This is a genomic window from Microbulbifer donghaiensis (genome assembly GCF_900129095.1).
GTDB lineage: Bacteria > Pseudomonadota > Gammaproteobacteria > Pseudomonadales > Cellvibrionaceae > Microbulbifer > Microbulbifer donghaiensis.
Genome location: NZ_FQVA01000001.1, coordinates 1356226 through 1379217, shown reverse-complemented (window position 1 = coordinate 1379217; position 22992 = coordinate 1356226). Strand labels below are relative to the sequence as shown.

Annotated in this window: 17 protein-coding genes and 2 tRNA genes; 13 read left to right on the top strand and 6 right to left on the bottom strand. The window is 58.2% G+C overall.

Annotation, left to right across the window (positions count from 1 at the left end; genetic code table 11):
* Window positions 1-35: 35 nt before the first annotated feature.
* A complete protein-coding gene (locus BUC36_RS05840; protein ID WP_073272646.1) occupies window positions 36-1085 on the bottom strand; it encodes a LacI family DNA-binding transcriptional regulator in 1050 nt (349 codons plus the stop codon).
* Between the two features lie 342 nt (window positions 1086-1427).
* On the opposite strand from BUC36_RS05840, the gene pgi reads away from it, so the two are divergent.
* From pgi to BUC36_RS05775, 13 genes are all read left to right on the top strand, one after another.
* Window positions 1428-3092, top strand: a complete 1665-nt coding sequence (gene pgi, locus BUC36_RS05835) for a glucose-6-phosphate isomerase (protein WP_073272644.1) — start codon at window positions 1428-1430, stop codon at window positions 3090-3092.
* Between the two features lie 24 nt (window positions 3093-3116).
* The gene (gene edd / locus BUC36_RS05830; protein ID WP_073272642.1) at window positions 3117-4934 is read left to right on the top strand and encodes a phosphogluconate dehydratase; all 1818 of its coding nucleotides are present in this window, start codon (window positions 3117-3119) and stop codon (window positions 4932-4934) included.
* Between the two features lie 53 nt (window positions 4935-4987).
* The gene (zwf, locus tag BUC36_RS05825) at window positions 4988-6448 is read left to right on the top strand and encodes a glucose-6-phosphate dehydrogenase (protein ID WP_073272640.1); all 1461 of its coding nucleotides are present in this window, start codon (window positions 4988-4990) and stop codon (window positions 6446-6448) included.
* A 30-nt stretch (window positions 6449-6478) separates the two neighbouring features.
* On the top strand, window positions 6479-7189 hold the full coding sequence (gene pgl / locus BUC36_RS05820; protein ID WP_073272636.1) for a 6-phosphogluconolactonase: 711 nt from the start codon (window positions 6479-6481) through the stop codon (window positions 7187-7189).
* 21 nt (window positions 7190-7210) lie between these two features.
* Entirely contained in the window at window positions 7211-7837 is a 627-nt protein-coding gene (locus BUC36_RS05815; RefSeq protein WP_073272634.1) for a bifunctional 4-hydroxy-2-oxoglutarate aldolase/2-dehydro-3-deoxy-phosphogluconate aldolase, read from the top strand.
* Between the two features lie 84 nt (window positions 7838-7921).
* Window positions 7922-8953 (top strand): type I glyceraldehyde-3-phosphate dehydrogenase, encoded by a 1032-nt coding sequence (gene gap, locus BUC36_RS05810; RefSeq protein WP_073272632.1) that lies wholly within the window; start codon window positions 7922-7924, stop codon window positions 8951-8953.
* 78 nt (window positions 8954-9031) lie between these two features.
* The gene (pyk, locus tag BUC36_RS05805) at window positions 9032-10468 is read left to right on the top strand and encodes a pyruvate kinase (protein ID WP_073272630.1); all 1437 of its coding nucleotides are present in this window, start codon (window positions 9032-9034) and stop codon (window positions 10466-10468) included.
* 433 nt (window positions 10469-10901) lie between these two features.
* Complete coding sequence (locus BUC36_RS05800; protein WP_073272626.1) at window positions 10902-13535, top strand: TonB-dependent receptor; 2634 nt, start codon at window positions 10902-10904, stop codon at window positions 13533-13535.
* 107 nt (window positions 13536-13642) lie between these two features.
* Window positions 13643-14356, top strand: coding sequence for a SapC family protein (locus tag BUC36_RS05795; protein ID WP_073272624.1), 714 nt, complete (start codon window positions 13643-13645; stop codon window positions 14354-14356).
* A 4-nt stretch (window positions 14357-14360) separates the two neighbouring features.
* Window positions 14361-15371, top strand: a complete 1011-nt coding sequence (locus BUC36_RS05790) for a cupin-like domain-containing protein (protein ID WP_073272622.1) — start codon at window positions 14361-14363, stop codon at window positions 15369-15371.
* Between the two features lie 117 nt (window positions 15372-15488).
* The gene (locus BUC36_RS05785; protein WP_073272620.1) at window positions 15489-17447 is read left to right on the top strand and encodes an alpha/beta hydrolase family protein; all 1959 of its coding nucleotides are present in this window, start codon (window positions 15489-15491) and stop codon (window positions 17445-17447) included.
* A 212-nt stretch (window positions 17448-17659) separates the two neighbouring features.
* Window positions 17660-18376, top strand: coding sequence for a SapC family protein (locus BUC36_RS05780; RefSeq protein WP_073272617.1), 717 nt, complete (start codon window positions 17660-17662; stop codon window positions 18374-18376).
* A gap of 117 nt (window positions 18377-18493) precedes the next feature.
* A complete protein-coding gene (locus tag BUC36_RS05775) occupies window positions 18494-19537 on the top strand; it encodes a sulfite exporter TauE/SafE family protein (protein WP_073272615.1) in 1044 nt (347 codons plus the stop codon).
* Window positions 19538-19937: 400 nt separating this feature from the next.
* On the opposite strand, the gene BUC36_RS05770 is transcribed toward BUC36_RS05775, so the two are convergent.
* From BUC36_RS05770 to pth, 5 genes are all read right to left on the bottom strand, one after another.
* Window positions 19938-20012 (bottom strand) — tRNA-Gln (locus tag BUC36_RS05770).
* A 38-nt stretch (window positions 20013-20050) separates the two neighbouring features.
* Window positions 20051-20127: transfer RNA gene (locus BUC36_RS05765), tRNA-Met, on the bottom strand.
* Window positions 20128-20234: 107 nt separating this feature from the next.
* Window positions 20235-21149 carry a DMT family transporter gene (locus tag BUC36_RS05760; protein ID WP_073272613.1) on the bottom strand — a complete coding sequence of 305 codons (915 nt, stop codon included), beginning with the start codon at window positions 21147-21149 and terminating at the stop codon, window positions 20235-20237.
* A gap of 79 nt (window positions 21150-21228) precedes the next feature.
* A complete protein-coding gene (ychF, locus tag BUC36_RS05755) occupies window positions 21229-22320 on the bottom strand; it encodes a redox-regulated ATPase YchF (protein WP_073272611.1) in 1092 nt (363 codons plus the stop codon).
* Window positions 22321-22390: 70 nt separating this feature from the next.
* On the bottom strand, window positions 22391-22990 hold the full coding sequence (gene pth, locus BUC36_RS05750; RefSeq protein WP_073272609.1) for an aminoacyl-tRNA hydrolase: 600 nt from the start codon (window positions 22988-22990) through the stop codon (window positions 22391-22393).
* Window positions 22991-22992: the final 2 nt, after the last annotated feature.

Genomic DNA, 22992 nt, shown 5'->3' with positions numbered 1-22992 from the left:
GCAGGCGAACGGGAGGTTCGCCTGAGGGCGGGGTGCTACTGCTTCGGGGCCGGTCCGCTCGAGTCTCTCACTACCAGGGAGGGAGTAAATTCCCGCTGAATGCCCGCCTCTTTGCTGGCCTTGCCATTCTCCGTGGCGCCCTTGCTGCGCGCTTTGCTCAGGACCAGTGCCGCGGCACATTTTGCGATCTCATTGTTCGGCTGGTGGGCCGTAGTCAACTTCGGCCAGGTCTGGCGGGAGAAGGGGCTGTCTTCGAATCCGACGATCGACAATTGTTGCGGAATCTCGATATGCATCAGGCGCGCGGCAAAGAGGGCGCCGGCCGCCATTTCATCGTTACTGGCAAAAATTGCCGAGGGTGGATTGTCCGATTGCAGTAATGCCTTGGCTCCCTCTACACCCGAGTCAAAGGAGTACTCGCCTTTCAGGATCAGGTTGTCTTCAATCGGCAGGCCGGCATCCTGCAGGGCCCGGCGGTAGCCGTCCAGGCGTCCGTGAGTGGAGACGTGTTCCTCACCACCACAGAGAAAACCGATGCGTTTATGGCCGAGTTGCAACAGATGCTGGGTGATATCGTAGGCCGCAGCACTGTCGTCCACCTGAATACAGTTTTCTTCATCTTCGTGCGCCGCCGCGGCCGAGACGATACGTACATAGTCAACATTCAACGATTTGACTGTCTCAATCACCGCGGCCGTTTCGGAAAAGGGTGGGGTCAGCACCAGGCCGGCCACTTTGGAGTGCTCGACCAGGTTCTTGAGCTCGTCGTGTACCGATGCGGATTTGGAATTGCTGGGATGAATCAACAGCTCATAGCCGCGCGCCTTGCATGCTTCGAGGATGCCGTTTTGCATGTCGATCACGTAGTAGGCGTTGGGGTTGTCGTAAATAAAGGCGATGGTGTAGGAGCGGGTGCCGGCCAGGTTGCGCGCGGCGAGATTGGGCTGGTAGTTCAGCGCCGCCACGGCATCCATTACTTTTTTCCTGGTCGCCGGGCGCACTGAGGGTTCGTTATTGATAACCCGGGATACGGTCTTGATGGAGACGCCGGCCATAGCGGCGACATCGTTGATGGTGACTTTCATCTAGGGCGCTTGTCCTTATTGTAAAAGCCTCTATGCGTCCGACCTTGAATTGTCGAGAAGGCGAGGGGCGCGGGGCTTATCGGCCGAAGGTGGCATTTTATCAGTAAAAGGTCACTATTTTCTTTCTTCGCTTGCGGCGCTGCGATTGTGCCAGCCCCCCGGGCCCCGCGTTGCCTTGTGGAATTTACTACATTTCAAATTGACAGCGTTGTCTCCGTGTGGGAGTCTTTGTTCGATATGACAGCGCTGTCATTAGTCGGCAGGGATCGACAGGCGGCGTCAAAAGAACAATAAACGGTGCCAGATTTCCACTGTCGGCACCCACAAAACAGGGGGCTTTCCATGGATATTACCCAGTTTCCCAGCTGGCAGCGTCTCACCAATCTGGCCGAAGACATGCACGGCCGCCATCTGCGTGATCTGTTTGCAGATGATCCGCAGCGCGCGGCGCGCTTTTCTCTCGAGCTGCCAGAGTTTCTGTTCGATTTCTCCAAAAACCTGCTCGATGACGAAATTTTTGTAAATTTGTTACAGCTTGCCCGCGATGCCGGCCTGGAGTCCTGGCGAGATCGGCTGTTCTCGGGCCAGCCCATCAATCGCACCGAGGGGCGTCCCGTTCTGCACCCCGCACTGCGCGGTGAGCTGCCTGGCGACGTGAAAGTCGATAGTGTCTCCGTGGAGGCGCTGGTCGCCAATGAGCTGGGGCGCTTGAAAGAGTTTGTAAATTTACTACATAATGGCGACCTGATCGGGTGCACTGGCAAGTCCATCACCGATGTGGTCAATCTGGGGGTCGGGGGCTCCCATCTCGGTCCCGAGATGGTGATCGAGGCGCTGCGGGCTTACCGTCGCGACGAAGTGCGTATTCACTTCGTCTCCAATGTGGACGGAGCCCAGCTGGCCGACGTGCTGACGCAGCTGAATCCGGACACCACCCTGTTCGTGGTTTCGTCGAAGACCTTCACCACCACAGAGACGATGACCAATGCGCGCAGCGCACTGGCGTGGTTTGGCAGTCTGGCGCCGCGCGCGGACTTGTTGCAGCGGCATTTTGTCGCGGTGACAGCCAGCCCGGAAAAGGCCTGTGCGTTCGGCATTGAGCCGCAACGCGTGTTTCGGTTCTGGGATTGGGTCGGCGGGCGTTTCTCGCTGTGGTCTGCGATCGGATTGCCCATTGCGATGGCGATCGGGTTTGACGGTTTCCGCGCGTTACTGGACGGCGCGGCGAGTATGGACCGGCATTTCCGGCAGGCGCCGCTGGAACAGAACGCCCCGGTAGTGATGGCCCTGGTAAGCCTCTGGTACTGCACGTTTATGGGGTATCCGGCGCACGCGATTTTGCCCTACGAGCAGGCGCTGCATATGTTGCCGGCGTATCTGCAACAGGCGGAGATGGAGAGCAACGGAAAATCTACTACCAGGGCAGGGGAGGAGGCGGACTACAGAACCGGCCCTCTAATATGGGGCATGCTCGGCATCAACGGTCAGCACGCGTTTTACCAGTACTTGCACCAGAGCCCGGAGGTCGTGCCGGCGGACTTTATCGGCAGTGTTGCCCCGGGCCATGGGTTGCCCGGCCATCACGAAATACTGCTGGCCAATATGTTCGCCCAGAGTCAGGCGCTGATGAATGGTGTCAGTCGGGGAGAAGTAGAAAAACAGCTGGCGGCCCGAGGCCTGGGTCGCGATGAAATTCGCCAGCTGGCGCCCTACAAAGTGCATAGCGGAAACCGTCCCAGCAACACAATTCTGCTAAGGAAGCTGGATCCGCATTCCCTGGGCGCGCTGATCGCGCTGTATGAGCATAAGATCTTTGCCCAGGGTGTGATCTTACAAATTTATTCTTTTGACCAGTGGGGTGTTGAACTGGGCAAAGGGTTGGCCGCGGCACTACAACCACAATTGGAAAGCGGTGATTGTCACAATCAGGACGCTTCCACTGCCGGGCTGATCAACTATTACGGGCGGGTGAAGGCCGGCGCGGCTGCGCTGGAATTTGCCGGCTGACGAACAGCATAGAATGGAAGGGTTATGGTACACAGCAAGGTTCGAGCAGTTACCGAGCGGATCATCGAGCGCAGCGAGGAGACCCGGGCGCAGTATCTCGCACAAGTAGACAAAGCGCACTTCGACGGCCGCGCGAGCAGCCGTCTGTCATGTGGCAACCTGGCGCACGCGATCGCCGCGTCCCCGGAGGAAGACAAGAATCTGATCGCCTCCGGACGCGGGCCCAACCTGGCAATCGTTACCGCCTACAACGACATGCTGTCCGCGCATCAACCCTATGGTACTTATCCGCAGCTGTTGAAAGAGGCCGCTGCGCGCAACGGCGCCACCGCCCAGGTCGCCGGCGGCGTTCCGGCCATGTGCGATGGCGTTACCCAAGGGCGCGCGGGTATGGAACTCAGCCTCTTTTCCCGCGACGTTATCGCCATGTCGACGGCCGTTGCCCTGTCCCACGACGTGTTCGAGGGCAGCATGTTCCTCGGTATCTGCGACAAGATTGTTCCGGGGCTGGTCATCGGCGCACTGGCGTTTGGCCACCTGCCGGCGGTATTTGTGCCGGCAGGGCCGATGCCGACCGGGCTTTCCAACGCGGAAAAAGTGCGCGTGCGCCAGCTGTACGCCGAGGGCAAGGTGGGCCGCAAGGAATTGCTGGAGGCGGAGAGTGCCTCCTACCACAGCCCCGGCACCTGTACCTTTTACGGCACTGCCAACAGCAACCAGATGCTGGTCGAGATCATGGGGTTGCAGTTGCCGGGCAGCTCCTTTGTCAATCCGGGCACCGAACTGCGCACGGCTCTGAACGAAGCGGCGGTGAGACAGCTGGTGCAGATCACCGAGCCGAGCCAGCACACGCCCATCGCGAAGATCCTGACCGAAAAGGCTTTCGTCAACGGTATCGTCGGCCTGCTCGCCACCGGTGGCTCCACTAACCATACCCTGCACCTGGTCGCCATGGCCCGGGCTGCCGGTATCCAGCTGACCTGGCAGGATATGGCGGAGCTGTCCGAAGTGGTGCCGCTGTTGTGCCACGTATACCCGAACGGCACGGCGGACATTAATCATTTTGCCGCTGCCGGCGGCATGCAATTCCTGATTCGCGAATTGCTCAGTGCCGGCCTGCTGCACGACGACGTGCACACGGTACTCGGCAATTCCGGCATGCGGGCCTACTGCAACGATCCTTTCCTGAACGAAGAAAAGAGTGGGGTGATCTGGCGCCCGACCGCCGAGGAGAGCGGCGACCCGACCGTGATTCGCCCGGTAAGCGACCCCTTCTCCCATCATGGCGGTCTGCAGTTGCTCGAAGGCAATCTGGGGCGCAGCGTGATCAAGGTGTCGGCGCTGAAACCGGAGCACCTCAAGGTGAAAGCGCCGGCCATTGTACTGGACAGCCAGGACGAGTTGCTGGAGCGTTTCAAGGCCGGCGAACTGGAGAAAGATTTTATCGCGGTGGTGCGCTTTCAGGGCCCGCGCGCTAACGGGATGCCGGAACTGCACAAACTGACCCCGACACTGGGTGTTTTGCAGGACCGGGGATTCAAGGTGGCGCTGGTCACCGATGGGCGCATGTCCGGCGCTTCGGGCAAGGTACCGGCGGCCATCCATATGTCGCCGGAGGCGGTCGAGGGCGGCCCGATCGCTAAATTGCAGGACGGCGATGTGATCGAGCTGGATTGCGAAGCGGGCACCCTAAGGGTCCTTGTCGACGACGCGGAACTTGCGGCGCGGGAGCCGGTTCAGTGCGATCTGTCCGAGGGGGCGCGGGGAATGGGCCGCGAGCTGTTCGCCAATATGCGCCAGATCGCCAGCGGCGCCGAGAGCGGCGCGAGTATTCTCTACTAATTTTGTGGTGTCTTTAACGCACCGAAGAAACGGAAAACGCAGAGCAAAATTTTATGGCAAACCCATTTGATTTGGTGTTGTTTGGCGGCGGCGGAGACCTGGCGCTGCGCAAGCTGATTCCGGCGCTATACCGCGCGCACATGGAAGGCAGCCTGGAAGAAGGCTGTCGCATTCTGCCGGTGTGCCGCCGTCAGGAAGATGCGAACCAGTACCTGGATACCGCACAGGACGCGCTGAAAAAGCATCTCCGCGATGGTGAATACAGTGAGTCGGTCTGGAAAGCGTTTAGTCAGCTGCTGCGCCCCGTGGCACTGGATATTGCTGTGCCCGATGAGCAGTGGGACCAGCTGGCGGATATTCTCGGCGCCGATGAAGAGCGCGGACGCCTGTTCTATCTGGCGATTCCGCCGGCCGTGTTTGGCCCCTGCTGTGAAAACCTCTCCCTGAAGGGGCTGATCAACGAGCGCTCCCGCGTCGTGGTCGAGAAACCTCTCGGTTACAACGCGCAGACTTCCGATGAGATCAACAGCAAGATAGCGAGCTATTTCCCGGAAAAAGATATTTTCCGTATCGACCACTACCTGGGCAAGGAAACCGTCCAGAACCTGTTGGCACTGCGTTTCAGCAATGTGTTGTTTGAGCACCTGTGGGACGCCAGCACTATCGATCATATCCAGATCACTATCGCCGAAACGGTCGGCCTCGAGGGGCGGGCGGGTTTCTATGACGAGACCGGTGCGCTGCGCGACATGGTGCAGAACCACCTGTTACAGCTGTTATGCCTGATCGCGATGGAGTCCCCCAACCGGATGTGCGCGAAGAATATTCGGGCAGAGAAGATCAAGGTGCTGGAAGCCCTGCGTCCGCTGGTTGGTGAGAGCGTGGATAAAAATGTTGTCCGCGGACAGTACGTCGCCGGCGGTCTCGGCACTCAGTTGGTGCCCGGCTATCTGGAAGAACTCGAAGCGGCGGGCAGCAACACCGAAACCTTCGTAGCAATACGGGCGCATATCGACAACTGGCGCTGGGCGGGCGTGCCTTTCTATCTGCGCACCGGCAAACGCATGGAAAAGCGCTGCGCCGAGATTGTGATTCAGTATAAGAAAGTATCGCACCGCGTCTACGACGAGTCCGCCGGCCAGATCATCCCGAACCGCCTGGTAATCCGCCTGCAACCCGAAGAGAGCATCAAGCTGGTGTTGATGGCGAAAAAGATGGACAGCCTGACCACTGAACTGCAGCCGGCGGAACTGAACCTGACGCTGTCGGACACCTACGACAGTTTCCGGAGTGATGCCTACAAGCGCCTGATGCTGGATGCCGCGGCCAATAACTCCGCGCTGTTTATCCACCGCGACGAAGTCGCCGCGGCCTGGGCCTGGGTAGATCCGGTCATTGATTACTGGCGCGAGACCAACAATCAGCCGCATTTGTATCGCGCCGGCAGCTGGGGACCCCAGGCGGCCAATGAGTTGCTCGACCGCGACGGTCGTCACTGGTTCAACCCGCAGTAGCACCCTGTTCGCGGGTAAATGGAAATTCACATGGTAGAAGAAAAATTTTTTCCCGATCGCGAGCGCCTGATACAGGCGTTGGCACACGATTGCGCCTGTGATCTGCAGAAGGGCATCAAGGAGCGTGGGCAGGCCAGCTTTCTGGTGTCCGGCGGCAGCACGCCCGAGCCGGTGTATCGCGAGCTCTCCAAGCGGCCGCTGCCCTGGGCGCGGATCAATGTAGCCCTGGTCGACGAGCGCTGGGTGGATAAGTCGGAGAGCGGCAGCAATCACGCCTTTATCGAAGACTGCCTGTTGCAGAACTGTGCGGCGGCAGCTCCGTTTCTGGGTATGAAAACTCCGCATGCGACTGCCGCCGAAGGTGAGGCAGACTGCGAGCGCGCCTATGGCGAGCTGCCGCGGCCCTTCGACGTCTGCGTACTGGGTATGGGTAACGACGGACACACGGCCTCCCTGTTTCCACATGCCGAAGGCCTGCAGGCCGCACTGGATCCGGCGTCTGCAAAGCTGTGCAGCGCTATCACCGCAAAGCAGAGTGCGGTTACCGGCAAACACACCGAACGCATGACGCTGACACTGGCCGGCATCCTGCAGGCTCGGGATATCAAGCTGCTGATTACCGGCGATGAAAAACTGAAAGTCTATCGCGAAGCACTGCTGGACAGTGACGAGCTGACAATGCCGGTGCGCAGCATTCTCAAGCAGGGTTTAAAACCGGTCACGGTTTACTGGGCACCTTAAGGAAGAAGTTGGAATTTACTGATGCAAAAAAATCTCGCTGAAGTATTGGAGCAGGCTGGCGTCGTTCCGGTACTGGTTATCGATAAAGTTGAGGATGCTCTGCCTCTGGCCGAAGCGCTGGTAGAGGGTGGACTGAATGTTCTCGAAGTTACCCTGCGCACCGAGGCGGCACTGGGCGCCGTGGAGCAGATAGCGAAACACCTGCCGGGTGCGCACGTGGGGACTGGCACAGTGCTGAACGGTGACGATCTGCGCCGCTCCGTGGATGCCGGAGCGAGTTTCCTGGTCAGCCCCGGCTCGACCGAGCAGCTGCTGGACGCGGCGGCAGGATGTGATGTGCCGCTGCTGCCCGGCGCGGCCAACCCGTCCGAAGTGATGCGTCTGCTGGAACGCGGCTATCGCTACCAGAAGTTTTTCCCGGCCGAGGCAGCGGGTGGCGTGCCGATGCTGAAATCTATTGGCGGTCCGCTGGCGCAGGTGAAGTTCTGCCCGACCGGGGGCATTGGACCGGGTAATGCGGCGGACTATCTCGCACTCGCCAATGTGGTTTGTGTGGGGGGCTCCTGGATGGCCTCCGCGGATTTGGTGAGGGACAGGAACTGGGCAGAAATCACCCGCCTGGCCAAAGGCGCATCTGCACTGAAGTAAGTGCTCCCGCCGCAGTGTTGGCTTTGCGTTGGCCGGCTGTTTCCCGAGGGAATGACTGAATTCAAATAATGAGGGTAAAGTGAGATGAAAGTTAAAATTGCCATTAATGGCTACGGCCGTATCGGCCGCAATGTCACTCGTGCGATCTATGAATCCGGTTACAATGATCGGGTACAACTGGTGGCGATCAATGACCTGGCACCGGTCGAATCCAATGCACACCTGACCCGTTACGATACTATTCACGGCCGTTTTAACACTGCAGTGCAGGTGGATGGCGATACGCTGCTGATTGGTGGCGATCGCGTGCAGGTTTGCCAGGAGCGCGATCCGGCCAAATTACCTTGGGGCGAGCTGGGTGTTGATCTGGTGCTCGAGTGTACCGGCCGCTTTACTGACAAAGCCTCCGCGTCCGCGCATCTTGCTGCTGGCGCCAAGGCGGTACTGATTTCCGCCCCGTCGAAGGACGCCGACCTGACTGTTGTTTACGGCGTGAACGACGATAAACTTACGGCCGAGCACAAAGTGGTTTCCAACGCATCCTGTACCACCAACTGCCTCGCGCCGGTCGCCAAGGCTCTGCACCGCGCGCTGGGTATTGAGCGTGGCTTTATGACCACCGTTCACGCCTACACCAACGATCAGAATACCCAGGATGCGGTACATGCGGATATCTACCGCGCCCGTGCCGCCGCCGATAATATGATTCCCACCAAGACCGGCGCTGCGGCGGCCGTCGGCCTCGTGTTGCCCGAGTTGAAAGGGCGTCTGGATGGCATGGCCGTGCGTGTACCGGTGAGCAATGTCTCTCTGGTGGATTGCCAGTTTATCGCTGGTCGCGAGACTACCGTGGAAGAAGTCAATCGCATTATGCAAGAGGCGGCGGAAACCAGTGGTGTACTGACCTATTGCGACCAGCCGCTGGTATCCGTGGATTTCAATCACACCACCGCCTCCAGCCACTTCGATGCCAACCACACGCGTGTGAATGGCAACCTGGTGAAGGTGATGGCCTGGTACGACAACGAGTGGGGTTTCTCCCACCGTATGCTCGACACCAGCCTCGCGATGGCGGAAGCGCTGCAGCTTCACGAGCTTGTAGCGGAAACCGCATAATCCTTATCGTTTGTTGTACCCTCTCTCCGGGGAGGGCTATGCCCTTAAGTTTTTCAGATTAATTTCCAGCTGGACTCTATGATTCGCCATACCAAAATTGTCGCCACTCTCGGTCCCGGTACTGACAAGCCGCACGTCATCGAAGAGATGATCCGTGCGGGTGTGAATATCGTGCGCCTGAACTTTTCCCACGGATCCGCGGAAGATCACCGCCGGCGTGTGGACGAAGTGCGCCGTGCCGCAGTGGCGCAGAACAAACTCGTTGCGGTGCTTGGCGACCTGCAGGGTCCGAAGATCCGCATCGCCCGGTTTAACGAGGGTAGTGTCTGGCTGGACAACAACGCTGAGTTCGCCCTCGACCTGGATTGCCCGCCGGAGGGCGGCAATCAACACAGAGTCGGGGTCGATTACCCAAGCCTGATCAGCGACTGCAAGGCCGGTAATATTCTGTTGCTGGATGATGGCAAGATCCGCCTCGAGGTGACCGGTGCCACACCGCGCAAGCTCTACTGTCGCGTACTGCAGGGGGGCAAGTTGTCCAATAACAAGGGCATCAATTTGCTCGGCGGCGGCCTGTCGGCGCCGGCGCTGACGGAAAAGGACTATCGCGATATTGAACTCGCCGCCCAGCTCGAAGTGGATTTTCTCGCGGTCAGTTTCCCGCGCTGTGCGGAGGATCTGGAGACAGCCCGCAGTGCCATGCAGGAAGCAGGCAGCCAGGCGGCAATTGTCGCCAAGGTGGAGCGCGCTGAAGCGGTCGCTGACGACGAGCAGATGGACAACCTGATTTTGGCCGCGGATGCGATCATGGTGGCCCGCGGTGATCTGGGCGTTGAGATCGGCGATCCCGCCCTTGTCGGTGTGCAGAAAAAACTGATCAACCGCGCCAACGCGCTGAATCGCGGTGTGATTACTGCGACGCAGATGATGGAGTCGATGATCACCAGCCCGACACCGACCCGTGCGGAGGTGATGGATGTGGCCAATGCCGTGCTCGACGGCACCGATGCGGTGATGCTGTCCGCGGAAACCGCGGCCGGGGATTACCCGGTGGCTGCGGTGGAATCCATGAGTGAAGTCATCGTCGGTGCGGAGCAGTATCTCGGCAGCGTGCCGCGCCCGGCGGCGAACCAGAGCGCGTCCGGCCGCATCGATACGGTGATCGCCCAGGCGGCAATCGATGTGGCGGCGCGGGTGGAGAACCTTTGTGCGATTGCGGCACTGACGGAGTCTGGCCGCACGCCGCGAATGATGTCTCGAGCCACCACCCAATTGCCGATCTACGCGCTGACCCGCCACCCTCGCGTGGCGCGCCAGCTGGTATTGCTGCGCGGCGTCGAGCCGGTGGAATTCGACCCGGCACCGGTACCCCTGGGTCACCTGACGGAAGCGATCATCGAAGTGCTGGGATCGCGTCTGGAGCTGCAAAAGGGCCAGCGTATCCTGATTACCCAGGGTGAGCGCCTGAATGTCGGCGGCCATACGAGTTCGATGCGCATCAAAGAAATTGAGTGATTCTTGATCGAATCTTGCTGCCTTCGCCCGCGGGTGAGGGCAGCACAAGTTCTTCTCTCCCGACCCTGTTTCCAATTCCCTACCGATCTGGTTAAAAAGTGCGCCGTCTCTGAACGCGCTGCTAACGGCCTCCTGTCATTTGTGACTATTTATCTGTTGTCGCCAATTCACTAACCGTTCCCCTAACTTATTGTTTCAAATACATTTTCAAGTCGCGCAACGTGGTAGTTGACGACTGTTGCGTTAAATTAGGTGGATATCGGGTTAAATCGCTTCCTGACCAGTAGCTTTTTATTTTTTTTCTGTGTATTGTCGAGCGTGAGAATGACAGCGCTATCATAAAGCTAAATGACAGCGCTATCATTTAGCGGTACAAGGTGATAAAAAATTTCAAACCAAACCTTTATATCAATAAAAAAGGAAGGGGAAATCGATGCTTAAGCGCAACAAACTCGCACTCTCCATCAGTGCGGCTGTCCTGACCGGTGGCCTAGTGGCACCGCTGGCAGTTGCCCAGACCAGTGGTGAGGCCCTCGAAGAGGTTACCGTTACCGGTATTCGCGGTTCTCTGCAGGATGCCCTCAGCATTAAACGCAATGCCGGTGGCATTGTTGATGCGATCTCTGCCGAGGACGTGGGTAAGTTCCCGGACAAGAACATCGCCGAATCTCTGTCGCGTATCACTGGTGTCGCAGTAAGCCGTGAATTCGGTGAGGGCGAAAAGGTATCTATCCGCGGCGCTGGTCCCGACTACAACCGCACCACCCTCAACGGTCAGTCCGTCGGTACTGCAGATTGGTTTATTCTGGATAATCCGGCGCGCAGCTTTAACTTTACGCTGCTGCCGTCAACACTGATTTCCTCCCTCGAAGTAAGCAAGAGCCCGCAGGCCTCCCAGGACGAAGGCTCCCTGGGTGGTACGGTGAATGTTCGTACCCACCGCCCGCTGGACCTGGACGCCGGTCAGGCCTCCATTTCTGCCGAGAGTGTCTATTCCGAAACCTCCGAAGAGTTTGATCCGAGCGTTTCCGGCCAGTACTCCTGGAAAAACGACAGTGAAACCTTCGGTATTCTGGTAGCGGCGACGAAGCAGGATCGCACCGTACAGCGTTCCGGTTTTGAAGTGCTGTCCTGGACCGATGAAGCGACTCCGGGAGTCATGGTGCCCGGCACCATGGGCGCGCCTACCTTCTATCAGGAGCGCGAGCGCGAGACTTTCTTCGTCTCCACTCAGTTCCGCGCCACCGATGAGCTGCTGTTCACTCTGGATGCCCTCGATACCAGCGTCAATGCCGACAACATGAACGGTAACTGGCTGGTATTTGCCGGCGACAACGCTGTGGATCACGCCGCGAATGGTGTAATGAGCGGTTCCAGTGTGGTCGCTTCCGAGATCACTGGTGAAGGTCGCGGTGTGGTCAACTGGATTAACCGCGTATCCTCTTCCGAGTCCCAGTCCTTTACCCTGACCGCTGAGTATGAATCCGACGCGTTCAGCCTCGACGTAGTGGCTGGCCAGACTTCTGCCGAAGGTGGTACCTATCGTGAGACCTCTTGGGAGTACGGCTGGACCGGCGGAGACTACGCATTCGACCTGAGAAAGCCGTCGCTGACTACCGATCCGGCTCCGAACGACGCGGAAGCCTACGGCGCTGGCTGGATCTGGGGCGGCGAGAAACCCACCACTGACGAAGAGACTTACTTCCAGATCGACCTTGAATTGCCGATCGACGCCGGCGCCTTCACCGCCATCAAGACCGGTATCAAGTCTCGCAGTGCAGAGCGTACCCAGGACCGCACCGTCTACAGCTGGCACGGCCCGGAAACCCTGGCGGGCAACGAAGACTTGGCTTCTGATTGGCCGGTTTACCTCCAGTACATCTTCAACACCTGTCCGACTCTGGCCAGCTGTGATCTGAATTCCGGCGGAACTGTTGACATCGATTCCCCGGTTGCCGGTAACGCGACCAACGTCGTCAAGCAGGTTCGCGACGTAATGGAGCAAATTGCGTTCGGTGGCCTGAACGGTGTTCCGGCGGATTACGCCCGCTCCCTGGAGCTGGCCAATATCTGGGCGGTGGAAGAGGATATCTTCGCCGTCTACGCACAGGCCGAGTTCGAGGGCGAGCGTTACCGTGGTAACTTCGGCCTGCGCTACGTAACCACCGACCAGGCTTCCTCCGGCTACGAGTTCAGCAGCGATTCCTGGGGCTTCAAGACCATCGATCGCGACTGGCTGAATCCTGCCTACCTCGAGTGGGTTACTGAAGACAACGATTACAGTGAGTTCCTGCCGAGCTTCAACATCGCCTACGACCTGAACGACGACATGGTTGTACGCACTGGTGTTGCCCGCGTGATGGCGCGTCAGAACTGGAACCAGATTTCTGCCTTTGAAACTTTCGGTTCTCTGAATGCACCGGACCCACAGGGTCAATCCGGCAACCCGTTCCTGAAGCCATTTATCGCTGACCAGCTGGATGTCTCTTACGAATGGTACTACGGTGATGTCTCCGCCTTTTCCGCGACTACCTTCGTCAAGAAGAATCACAGCTACCTGACCAAAGAAACCTACACCGAGGCCCGCTACGACGAGCAGAGCGACAGCTATGTGGATGTCGATTTCTCGCGCGATGTAAACGGTCCGGGCGGCCTGGTGGCAGGTGTCGAACTGGCCGTGCTGCACGACTTCGACAATGGTTTTGGCCTGCAGGCCAACTACACCTACACCAGCACCGGTGAAGACACTGTAGTTGGTATCTCCGATACGATGGCAAACCTGATGGGCTACTATGAGAACGACACCTTCGGTGCCCGCCTCATGTACAACTATCGCTCCGAGTGGAGCAAAGGTTTCCACTGGAACGGCAACCCGCTGTCAAACGATGCCTACGGCCAATGGGATGCGAGCTTCTCCTATAACGTCACTGACAACGCACAGCTGACGTTTGAAGCGGTTAACCTGACCGATGAGCAGATCATTGAGTACAGTGACTACGAAGATCGTCTGATGTCTCTGTATGAGAACGGACGCCGCTTTGTAATCGGTGCTCGTTACGACTTTTAACGGTCGTTAACACTTAAAAAGCCGGGCTCTTGCCCGGCTTTTTTTATGGCCTTTCGCGGGAGTGCCATGTAATCTGAATATCGAAAAACAGACAGCTAGGTAAGTGTATGACCATTGAGCGAAATGTTGTTGCTCTCGATTCGAACGAGCACCGGAATCTGCGTATCCGGCCAGGATTTGAATTTGAACACCTGGATGGCCAGCAGTTGGTTCCTCTGACCGCCGGTGAATTTATCCATGCGGCCAGTTCCTTTCCAATTATCTTTGTAAAAGATGGCGCAACGGGCGAGTTCCGTGCGGCGGGATTGCTGGGAGTGGAAGAGGGAGAGAACGTAGTATTTGTAGATGGCCAGGTGAACTCCACCTATATTCCACTCGATATCAGGCGCTACCCGTTTTATATCGCCGGTAATCCAGATACCGGGGAAATGACGCTTTGTATCAACCAGTCATCTCAAAAGTTTTCCGAGGAAGATGGTCAGCCACTCTTTGATGAGGATGGCAATCCAGCTGAAATCGTCAATTCGATGCGGAAGTTCCTGAGCGAATACGCGCGCAGTGAAGCGGAGACGAGAGCATTTATTGAATTTCTAGACAAGAATGACCTGCTTGTGCAGCGAGAGATCAACTTCAAAGTGGATGGTAAGGATCGCAAGATTTCCGGGATTTTCTGTATTTCGGAACAGGCACTGCGCGACCTGGACGAGGCTTCAGTACTTGAAATGCACCAGCGCAATTATTTCGGCGCCGTGTATGCACACTTGGTCTCCCTCGGACAGATTGGTCGGATACTGGAATTGAAAGCCAGGCAGGGCGGCTAGTGAAATGCGGCCGATAGCTGAGATTCACGCCGGAGACTTATCGGTTTTTGAAACTGAATATTTGAGCACTCAGACTCCGGTTGTGATTCGTGGGTTGGTGACCGGCTGGCCGCTGTTAGCGGATTCGCCAGCAGAGGCGCTGGCTAGGCTGCGGCAGCTTGTCCTGGACGAGCGCCCCGGAAGAGTGCGGGTGGTTGAGGCGCAACGAAAGGAGCGCGGATTTATCGGCTATTCGGCGCAGTCCGGGAGGTTGAATTTTTCCCGAAGGGATATGCGTTTCGATGCTTTCGTGGAAAAGCTGGGGCAATTGGCGCAAATCGAAGATGTCATGGCCTTAGCCTTGCAAAGTACTTTCGTTGACGAAATCTTTCCGGAGCTTGCCAGTAAGCTGAGTTTCCCACTTTTTTCTTCTGCGGTCCGGCCAAGGATCTGGATTGGAAACCAAAGCAGTGTGGGTGCTCATTTTGACGATGCAGATAATATCGCGTGTGTGGCGATGGGCAGGCGGAAATTTATCTTGTTTCCGCCGGGCCAAATAGAGAATCTTTATATCGGTCCAATTGACTATACGCCTGCCGGTGCTCCCACCACACTAATGCCGCCCGAAGCGGATCTCGGCCAGTATCCCAAGTTCGAGAAATCCCTGTCAGTGGCTCAGAGTGCTGTACTGGCTCCCGGCGATGCGATCTTCATTCCCACGCTTTGGTGGCACCAGGTGGAGGCGCTCAGCAAAATTAATGTCCTCGTAAATTACTGGCACGGTGGTGCAGTCGGTGATGCCGACGCAGATTCGGTATTTGATGCACTTCTGCATGTGCTAATGGCAACACAGTCTCTGTCGCCTGAGAAGTTGAAAGCCTGGAGTGAGGTATTCGACTATTTCGTTTTCCGCAGAAAAGGGGATCCGCTAGCGCATATTCCCAAGGATATACAGGGAATCCTTGGAGGGATGAGTGAGTCGCAAAAGAGGAAAATGCGCGCCTACCTTTCCAATAAGCTGGGTTCTAAAACCTAGTTCACTTGACCATCAAGCTTTCATGAAGGGAGTTCCGTTCTGTCGACTCCCTTTTTTACGTCGAAACTCCAGCTGTAGATCCGGTACCGATAACGAATAAGGACTCGGGGAATAAAAATGAGACGATTAATTTTTGGGGTTCTGCTGTTTGGGCTTTGCGCATCGGTGATTGCCAAGGAGATTCCAATTGAAAGCTTCGCCAAGAAAAGAAAATATGAGGATGTGCAGATTTCTCCGACTGGGGATTACCTGGCTGTCGAAATGCACGACGAAAACTCCCGCAGAGTGATTGCGGTTTTGCGCACTTCGGACATGGAACTCGTTTCCTATCTTCCCCCGGCAGGCGGAACTGAGCCGGTAAACCCCGTTTGGGTGACGGATAACAGTTTTATAAGCCAGTTGTCGATCACGCATGGTGACCTTGAGTCGCCGCGATTGAATGGCGAGCTTGTCATCATGAACGCCGATGGTTCAGGCCGGAAGATGCTTACCCAAAACAGGCGGGAGTTACTTACGAGTAATCGCGACCGAGGGCCAAAAAACAATCTGCAAGGTTATTCTGAGGTTATCCATAACCTGCCTAGTAAGCCCGACAAGGTATTGATCAAGTATTTTGAGTTCGCTACCACCCGACGGGATAAAACTCCCAAGGTGTATGAACTTAATATCAACGATGGACGGGTTCGGCGGATTGCGGTCGCTCCATCATACTGGGGTGAGTTCATACTGTCTCCGGAAGGGGAAATCACCCACAGCGTGGGCACCGACAAGGACACATTTGATGTCGTGGTGCACAGTTTCGTGGAAAAGAAATGGGAGTTGACAGGGCGGCTATCGCAACATGAAGAGGGTACTGTTCCGATTGCGTCCACTCTGGGCGCTGAAGAAATAATTCTGGCCGAAAAATCTAAAGATGGACCGGAGAAGCTTTATCGCTACGATCTCAAGGGCAGAAAGAAAAAGCTGATCTACAGTCATGGTCGAGTGGACCACAGGGGGTTCCTCCGGGACCCGGTAACGGGGAAACCATTGGCGATACATTTTGAGCCCGGTTATCCCGACGTCGCCTTGTTGGACTCCAGTCATCCTATCACCCAGGCCTATGTCTCCTTGTTTCATGCCTTTGGTGGGCAAAGGGTGGAAATAATCAGTGGCAGCAGGGATGGCAGGAAGCTGGTGATCAAAGTGACGGCAGACAATGAGCCGGGACAGTTCCATCTTTATGATGCAGAGTCCAAAGAGCTGCGATACATACTGGCGTCAAAGCCCTGGCTGCAGGGGGAGTCGCTGGCGAGGAGTGAGGCTGTCGAATTCGAGGCGTCAGACGGGAGAAAGATAGCCGGTTTTTTGACCAGGTCGGAGGGGGGTAAGGGGCTGCTGCCTCTGGTGGTTAAGCCGCACGGTGGTCCTCACGGTGTGAGGGATTACTGGGAGTACGACGATGATGTGCAGATGCTGGCCTCGCGTGGCTTCGCTGTTTTACAGGTGAATTTTCGCGGTTCTGCGGGTTATGGCAATGCGTTTGAAACCGCAGGGTTTCACCAGTGGGGAGACAGGGTTCAAAAAGACATCATTGAGGCCACGCGCTGGGCGATTGAATCTCGCAATATCGATCCGGACCGGATATGCATATTTGGAGCATCTTTTGGCGGTTACTCCGCATTGATGTCCCCCATTTTGGCTCCGGACCTGTTTCGCTGCGCCATAGGCTTTGCCGGTGTCTATGATCTCGAGTTGATGTGGAGTGATGGAGATATGCCCGAATATGGCTCGGTTCTGGACTATCTCGAGGACGCTGTTGGACGCGATCCGACTGAGCTGGCCCGCTACTCGCCAGCCAGAAATGCGCAGAAAATTACAGTACCAGTATTGCTTATCCATGGCAGGGAGGACGAGCGGGCGCCGATTTCGCAATTCGATCAAATGCGGCGAGCGCTGCGAAAGGCGGAGAAGCCGGTCGAGTCCCTCGTCGTGAAGGGGGAGGGACATGGTTTTTACTTACTCGAGAACCGGGTGGCTGCCTATCGCAAGGTGCTTGCCTTCCTGGAGTCACATATTGGCGAGCGCGCGCCCTGAAATATAGACAGGATGACTGTGGATGGTCGGAGTCGGCCGGAGGCGATTCCCACTCTTGCCTTGCTGTACGGAGGTGGTTACTCTTTGAGCAATTTGCCGGTTGGGCGGCTAGAGGTGAGCGGTGATAAACACTTTCCTTTTGCAGGCAGGGAAATATACTGTGGACCCACTGAGCATAATAATCAGCTAATAACTAATTTAGGTAGTGTTGTATGTCTGAGAATCAGCCCCCCAAAGTTGTCGCTTTGCGTAGCGATGCCCACAGCAAACTGAAAATCCGCGAGCTGGGGACCTTTGAGCATGTCAAGGGTAGCCACATGGTGCCTGTCACCGCGCATGAGTTTGCGCGTCTGGGCGCTGAATACCCGATCGTTTTTGTCAAGAATTCTGATACTGATCAGTTCCAGTCGGTCGCGCTCATGGGATTGAAGGCCGGGGAGAACCTGTTTGTCGATGGTGACAAGTGGCAGGGCGTATTCGTGCCGGGCGCCATCCGCAACCACCCGTTTGTTCTGGCTCCGGCCGCACAAGGCAGTGATCAGCTGATGGTCGGCCTGCTGGAAAACAGCCCGCTGGTCAGTGAGGAAGAGGGCAACGCCCTGTTTACCGAAGCCGGTGAAGAAACCGACTATCTGAAGGCCAAGAAGGAAGCCCTGGTGAGTTACCTGGAAAGTGACCAGATGACCAAGGCGTTCGTCAGCATTCTCGTCGAGAAAGATCTGCTGGTTTCGCAGAGTGTCGCGGTGAATGCGGGAGAGGAAAAGATCAACCTTGCCGGCATTTACATCGTTGACGAGAAGAAGCTGGGCGAACTGAGCGAGGAAGACTTTGCTGACTTCCGCAAGCGCGGTTTCCTGCCTGCGCTCTACGCGCAGCTGGGCTCCCTGCACCAGTTCTCGCGTCTGGCCAAGCTGCAGGCTGCTGTTTAAGTAAGCCTGCGAGGCGCGCGGCCATATCGGTCCGCGCGCCTCGGGCTCCGTGTCGGCAGTTGCCGTTCCATGGAGCCCTGATTCCTTTTTTGCCCCACCTGTTTTTCTAGTCAACCCATGCGTAACTCAATCTGGTTGTGGCTGCTCTTCCTGGCGGCTTTCTATGGTGTATGGCTGTTGCTGGTTATCGGCCTCGATCTCTGGGGTGTGGCCCTCGAGCACTGGCCGATGGCGCTTTCCATGGCGATCGGGAGCTACGCCGCCGGGTCTACTCCGATGGGTGGCGGGACGGTCGGGTTTCCCGTATTGGTGCTGCTGTTCGATATGCCGGCCAGCCTCGGTCGGGACTTCAGCTTTGCGGTGCAGTCCATCGGCATGGTCAGTGCCAGTATCTTTATTCTCTGCCGCCGCCAGCCCTTGGCCTGGGCGATGTTGCGCGGTGCGCTGATCGGGGCGCTGGTCGCCACGCCGGCGGGTATCCTCTTCTTCGCGCCACTGGTTCCCGAACTCTGGGTGACGATCGCGTTTGCCGTGCTCTGGGGGAGTTTCGGTATCCTGCATTTATACCGTCTGCGCGAAATTACCGCTCATGACCACGCCGGCGATCCCAACTGTCCGCTGGACTTCCGGGTCGGGCTCTTGCTCGGCGCGATCGCCGGCTTCGGCGCGGTGTCAGTCACCGGTGTCGGCATCGACATGGTGATCTATGCGGCACTGGTGCTGCTCAGCCGCGTCGACCTCAAGGTGGCGATCCCCACTTCGGTGGTCATTATGGCCTTCACATCCGTCGTCGGCGTCGCCGTGAAATCCCTCGCCGGTGAATGGCAGCCCGGGGTATTTGGCAACTGGCTGGCCGCGGCGCCGGTGGTGGCGCTCGGTGCGCCGCTGGGGGTATTTGTCGTCGGGCTGATCGGTCGACGGCCGACCTTGTTTGTGGTGGCGGTTCTGTGTGTCGGGCAATTTGTCTGGGCCTGTGCATCCGAGCGGGCCACCCTGGGCGCCGTCGGTATCGCACTGGCGCTGCTGGCCGTGGTCTTGTGCCTGGCGGGCTTCGAGTGGCTGCGCCTGCTCGGATTGCGCCGGGAAGCGCGGCGTCGCTTGCGAAGGGAGGGGGGCGCGCAGGTCCCGCAGAATTTTGCAGTTGAAGGGGCGGTCGTATGACTGCCTTTTTTTTATCTCGCTGGTGGATCCGAATCTGTGACCGCAGGCGTGCGTAACTTATTCGCGAATTAAGCGGGCGCGCGACTGGTCGTTCGGGTTTGCGGTTTTCTGGGAATTCTATCGAAAGGAAAATGGCTGGGGCGGTAGGATTGACTCGCACTTCGTGCTCGGGGTTTCACCCCGCCGTCGCACACTCCGGCGCCCTAACTTGCTTCGCAAGTTGGTAGCTTCGCCTTCGGCTCGCTGGTCTACGCTGGCTTTGCCACGTGGGCTCGCACTGCGTGCTCGGGGTTTCACCCCGCCGTCGCAGGCTCCGGCGCCCAAATTTGCTTCGCAAATTAGTCGGCTCGAACCCATCGAGCTTTGGAGTTTCGCTCAGCTCTATCTCATGCTTAGAAAATGGCTGGGGCGGTAGGATTCGAACCTACGCATGACGGGATCAAAACCCGCTGCCTTACCGCTTGGCTACGCCCCAGTTTCAGGACTGTGAGACGATCGCTCACAGTTTGAAAATGGTAGCAAGGGGGAGACTTGAACTCCCGACCTCAGCATTATGAGTGCTGCGCTCTAACCAGCTGAGCTACCTTGCCACTGAAAGTCTCGGCTAACCGAGGGCGCGCATTATCGGGCGACTATGGGGGTGTGTCAACCCCCATTTTAGTAAATTAATCAGTAAGTTAGCGTGCCTGTCCCGGCACTAGCGCCCCCGGCCGATCGCCGCAAACAGCGAACCGCAAACCACCGCCGCCGCTCCCAGCCAGCTGATCCAGTTGAGGGGTTCCACTTCAATATAGTCGGGCCACACGGCGCCTATCAGCGCGCTCAGCGCGAGTGTCAGCAGGGGTACCAGTGCCAGGGTGGCGCTGACACGGGACGCCTCCCAGTTGGCGAGTGCCTTACTGAAGGCGCCGTAGGCGATCAGCGTGTTGGCGGTCAGAAAGATCAGCAGTGCCCAACCGAGCCAGTCCAGGCCGGCCACGCTGAGTGGGTCTGCCATGGGCAGGAAGCACAGGGTGCCGGTCAGGTAGATCAGCACCAGCAGATCCTGGGGGTAGGCGCGGCTGAGGATTTTCTTCTGGTAGAAGCCGTAGATGGCCCAGCCTACTGCCGCGACCACAATAAAGCCGAGGCCGATCAGGTATTCGCGGTTGGCTCCGCTGACAAGCTCGGGCAGTCGCTGGTTGAAAAACAGCGGCAGGCCGATGGTTACCATCATGACGCCCAGCCACTGGCGCGGGGAGAAGTGCTCACCCAGCCACAGCACGCTGGAGATCAGCAGCATCAATGGTGCCAGCTGGATCACTATCTGTGCGGCACCGGCGGTGATGTGATTGAGGCCGGTGGCGTAGGTCAGGTAGTTGGTGAGCAGCCCTGCGACCGCGAGGAGGGTAAACGGCAGCAGCGCTCGCCCGAATAACTGGCGCAGGTTGAGTTGTCGTGACCAGCCGTAGTAGCCGCCCGCCAGTACGGCGGCACCGACAAAGCGATACCAGGTGGCCGTCGTCGCGGTAATGTCGTCCAGCAGGCCTTTCAGTGCGATTGGCAGCATGGCCCACATAAACGCGGTGGTCAGCGCCAGCGGCAGGCCGATTTTCCAGTTGGATTGGGTCATGGGCTCGGGGCGTTACTGTGTGGGGGAGAGGGGCCTCTCCGGCCTCCTCTCCCGGTTGGGAGAGGAGTGAAGCGGGGGATCAGACGTTGAAGCGGAAGTGGATCACGTCGCCGTCCGCGACCACGTAATCCTTGCCTTCCAGGCGCCATTTGCCGGCTTCCTTGGCACCGGCTTCGCCGTTGTAGGCGACGAAGTCGGCGTAGCTGATCACCTCTGCGCGGATAAAGCCCTTCTCGAAATCCGTGTGGATCTTGCCCGCCGCCTGCGGCGCGGTGGCGCCCAGAGGGATGGTCCAGGCGCGAACCTCCTTGACGCCGGCGGTGAAGTAGGTGTGCAGCCCGAGCAGTTGGTAGCCGGCGCGAATAACCCGGTTCAGGCCGGGTTCTTCCATGCCCAGTTCCTCGAGAAACTCCAGTTTCTCATCGTCGTCCAGTTCGGCGATCTCGGATTCCAGCTTGTTGCAGATGGGTACCAGTACCGCGTTTTCCTCGGCGGCAATCGCGGCCACGGCGTCCAGGTGCGGGTTGTTCTCGAAGCCGTCCTCGTGCACGTTGGCGATGTACATGGTGGGCTTGACCGTGAGCAGGCTCAGTTCGCGCAGGTCGGCCAGTTCCTCGTCGGGCAGGCCAAAGGAGCGCAGCGGCTTGGCTTCGTTCAGGTGCGGCAGCACCTTCTCCAGCAGCGCCTTCATCTTGATGGCGTGCTTGTCCTGGCCCTTGGCGGCGCGCGTGTAGCGCTGCAGGGCCTTCTCCACGGTATCCAGGTCGGCGAGCGCCAGTTCGGTGTTGATCACTTCGATGTCGGCGACCGGGTGCACCTGGTTGGCCACGTGGATGACGTTGTCGTCCTCGAAGCAGCGCACTACGTGGGCGATGGCGTCGGTTTCGCGAATATTCGCCAGAAACTTGTTGCCCAGGCCTTCACCCTTGGAGGCGCCGGCGACCAGGCCGGCGATGTCGGTAAACTCCATGGTGGTGGGGATAACCTTCTGCGGCTTGACGATTTCCGCCAGCTTGTCGAGGCGCGGATCCGGCACCGGTACCACACCGGCATTCGGCTCGATGGTACAGAAGGGGAAGTTTTCAGCGTCGATGCCCGCCTTGGTCAGGGCGTTGAACAGCGTGGATTTGCCCACGTTGGGCAGGCCGACGATACCGCAAGTAAAACCCATGGTCTGGTTCCTGTCTGCTAATCCGGGCGCGGGCGGATCGGTTCCGCCGGCCAGCAAGCCTGTGCCCGGCTTATTTGGCGTTAGTGTGGAGTTCTTTCATGGCCGCGCCCCAGTCGCCGGCAGCGGCGGCGGGCATGACGTCGACAGCGCGGTCGATCGCCTCGGCCAGTTGTTCCTGTTCCGCTCTGGGGGCGCGCTGCAGGACGAAGTTGACCACTTCGCGGGCGCTGCCTGGATGGCCAATGCCGAGTCGCAGGCGCATGAAGTCGCGATTGTTGCCCAGCGCGGAAATGATGTCCCGCAGCCCATTGTGACCACCGTGGCCGCCGCCGGCCTTCAGGCGCGCGGTGCCCGGGAGCAGGTCGAGCTCGTCATGAGCGACCAGGATGGCTTCTGCGGGAATCTTGAAGAAGTTTGCCAGCGGGCCTACAGACTGGCCGCTGCGATTCATATAGGTGGTGGGGATCAGCAGGCGCACGTCCTGGCCGCCAATCCGCACACGGCCACTGAGACCGTGATACTTGCTGTCGGACGCGAGCTGGGCGCCGTGGCGGCGGGCCAGCTCGGTGACAAAGTCGGCACCGGCGTTGTGGCGCGTCCGGTCGTATTCGGGGCCGGGATTGCCCAGCCCCACAATCAACTGGATTGGCGTATCCGGTGCCTTTGACAAAG